The organism is Leisingera sp. F5, from assembly GCF_001593695.1.
Map to the genome: position 1 here is coordinate 1 of NZ_LUKH01000550.1, position 2,143 is coordinate 2,143.

The window sequence follows — 2,143 nt, forward strand, 5'->3', positions numbered from 1 at the left end:
TCCTTTCTCCGCTCAGACTACCCATCTAAGGTGGATTGCAGCAAACGCAAACCCGTGATGAGGCATATTTTTGAAATGAATGAGTCCGATCAGGCTGCGCTGAAACAGCAGATCACCGCCCGCCTGGCAGAGTTGGCGGCAGAGGATGCCCTTGGCGCGGAGGCGCAGGGTGTGGTGGAGCTGGATCAACAGATGGTCGGCCGCCTGTCGCGCATGGACGCCCTGCAAATGCAGGCCATGGCCAAAGCGCAGGCCGCCCGCCGCCAGTTGGAAACCCTGCGCCTCAAGGCCGCGCTTTCCCGCTTGGACGACGGCGGGTACGGGTACTGCGAAGACTGCGGCGGCGACATCGCCCTGAAGCGTCTGCAGCTGGACCCGGCAGCGCTCAAATGCATTTCCTGCGCATCCGGGTAACGGCGGACAGAGGTATTTCGCTTCGGGCTTTGCCCGAAACGACCGGCGCCGCGCGCCTGCGGCGCGCGGCTTGGAGACTTGATTTCAGCTGTCATTATTCAACCAGAAATCCAGAGGAAGTGCCGCCTCTCTTGGCCAATAGACTTTGCTGAGAAGCCCTTGAGGGCGCATTCTGCGTCCTCAAGACGCCTGCCCAAGTGTACCGCCAGCCTGACAGCCTCAAGGACAAGCTGCGTCAGGGCGCGGGGACCTGCGGTCCTCCTTGACCCCGCCAGTCTGCCAGGGCGCGCGCACCCGCGCCGCCGGCAGGCGGCGCTGCGCCCAACGGCTGGCCGGGCAGGTTTCCTGCACGGATCAGCGGGCGGGAGCCACTCCTGCGATACGGAGATGCCGCGCCAGTTCCCGCAGCACCAGCCGGGAGCAGTTGAGATAGACCGGATCATCCAGAAACGGCTCAGAGGCCAGATCAAACCTTCGTGCCGCGGCACTCAAACTCCCGTCGCCCCAGCGCGGGTGCAGGCGGCCTGTCAGCCCCGTATAAGCCGCTGCCTCCGACGCACCGCCAAAGATCCTCCGGCACAGGCGCAGGCGGTCCGCATCCCGAACCGCCAGCAAGGCGCGCGCCACCGCCGACACATCTCCGGGCAGCACCGGGTGTATCATCCCAGCAAAACCCGCGCCGCCGGTCCGGCGCCGAACCGCGCCGACCGCTGCGCCGCTTCCAGCACATCCCCCGCCTGCGCGCCATCTTCGGCCTGCGACACCGCCGGATAGGCCCATTCCGGCGTGGCAGAGGTTGCCTCCCGCAGCACCGTGGACCCGCGCATCACCCGGATGCGGTAGGATTCGCTCTCTTCACCCAGTGGCACCTCCTCCAGCTCCCAGCTGTCGCCCTCGATCCTTGTGCGGCGGATCCACGTCGCTCTCAAGTCACTGCCAAGCCCCCCGCCAAGGCGCAGATGCACCGGCGCATAAGGGCGCAGCCCGATCCCGTCGAACGCCGCCACCGCACCCTGATAGGAGGGATCGTCCACCGGGCGGTCCGCCGGGCCGATACGGTAATGGCGCGCCATGCCGCGCCTGGCCTCGGGCATGTCGATCTGCACAGGGCTGCCATCCAGCCGCACGATGATCGACCCGGCGGGCCAGACCTTGCGCATCGCGCCTTCGGTGCCCAACTGCCCGCGCAGGCGATGCTGCAGCAGATAGGTATCCTCGCCCACCAGATCGGCGTCGCGGAACTGGAACAATTCCCACCCGTCCGGCGTGCCATCACCGATTGCGCAGAGGTTCGCGCCGCTCAGAAAGGCCGCATCGCCCACGCTCTGCAATTCACCGCTAACCATCCGCACCAGCAGGCCCTCACCCTTGTCGATGCGCGCCGGGCAGGCCGCGATCAGCGGCGTTTCGGTTAGCCCGACCGGCGTTGGCTGGTTCAGCAGGCGGTTCAGGGCGTAATCCGCATCAACATCCGACGCATAGAGCGCCGCCGCACCCGGCCACGGATCGGCCGTGACCGCAATATGCGGCGCGTGCGGCACTTCCTCTCCGGTCATGAGCGGCAGGTCCAGAAACAGCGGCTCCACCGGCATCGGCGGCACGAAGGCCCGGATCGAAGGCAGATCCTCCGGCGCTTCCGACGGCTCGTAGATCCCCGGTTCGATCCGCACCGCCTCGATCACCTGGCGGTCGGTCATCTCGACCTGATCCACCCGGTACAGCGCCTCGG

General features: G+C 66.9%; 2 protein-coding genes and 1 pseudogene. 1 reads left to right on the forward strand and 2 read right to left on the reverse strand.

The genetic code is table 11. The annotated features are described in order from the left end of the window. Positions 1-75: 75 nt before the first annotated feature. Complete coding sequence (locus A2I95_RS33105; RefSeq protein WP_027259091.1) at positions 76-414, forward strand: TraR/DksA C4-type zinc finger protein; 339 nt, start codon at positions 76-78, stop codon at positions 412-414. Positions 415-768: 354 nt separating this feature from the next. Here the strand turns inward: A2I95_RS33105 and A2I95_RS33110 are convergent, their stop codons facing one another. Further along, positions 769-1,077 carry a hypothetical protein gene (locus A2I95_RS33110; protein ID WP_027259092.1) on the reverse strand — a complete coding sequence of 103 codons (309 nt, stop codon included), beginning with the start codon at positions 1,075-1,077 and terminating at the stop codon, positions 769-771. After that, positions 1,074-2,143 (reverse strand): annotated as a pseudogene (locus tag A2I95_RS33115) (host specificity protein); the annotation flags it as partial. The gene A2I95_RS33110 and the pseudogene A2I95_RS33115, both read right to left, overlap by 4 nt.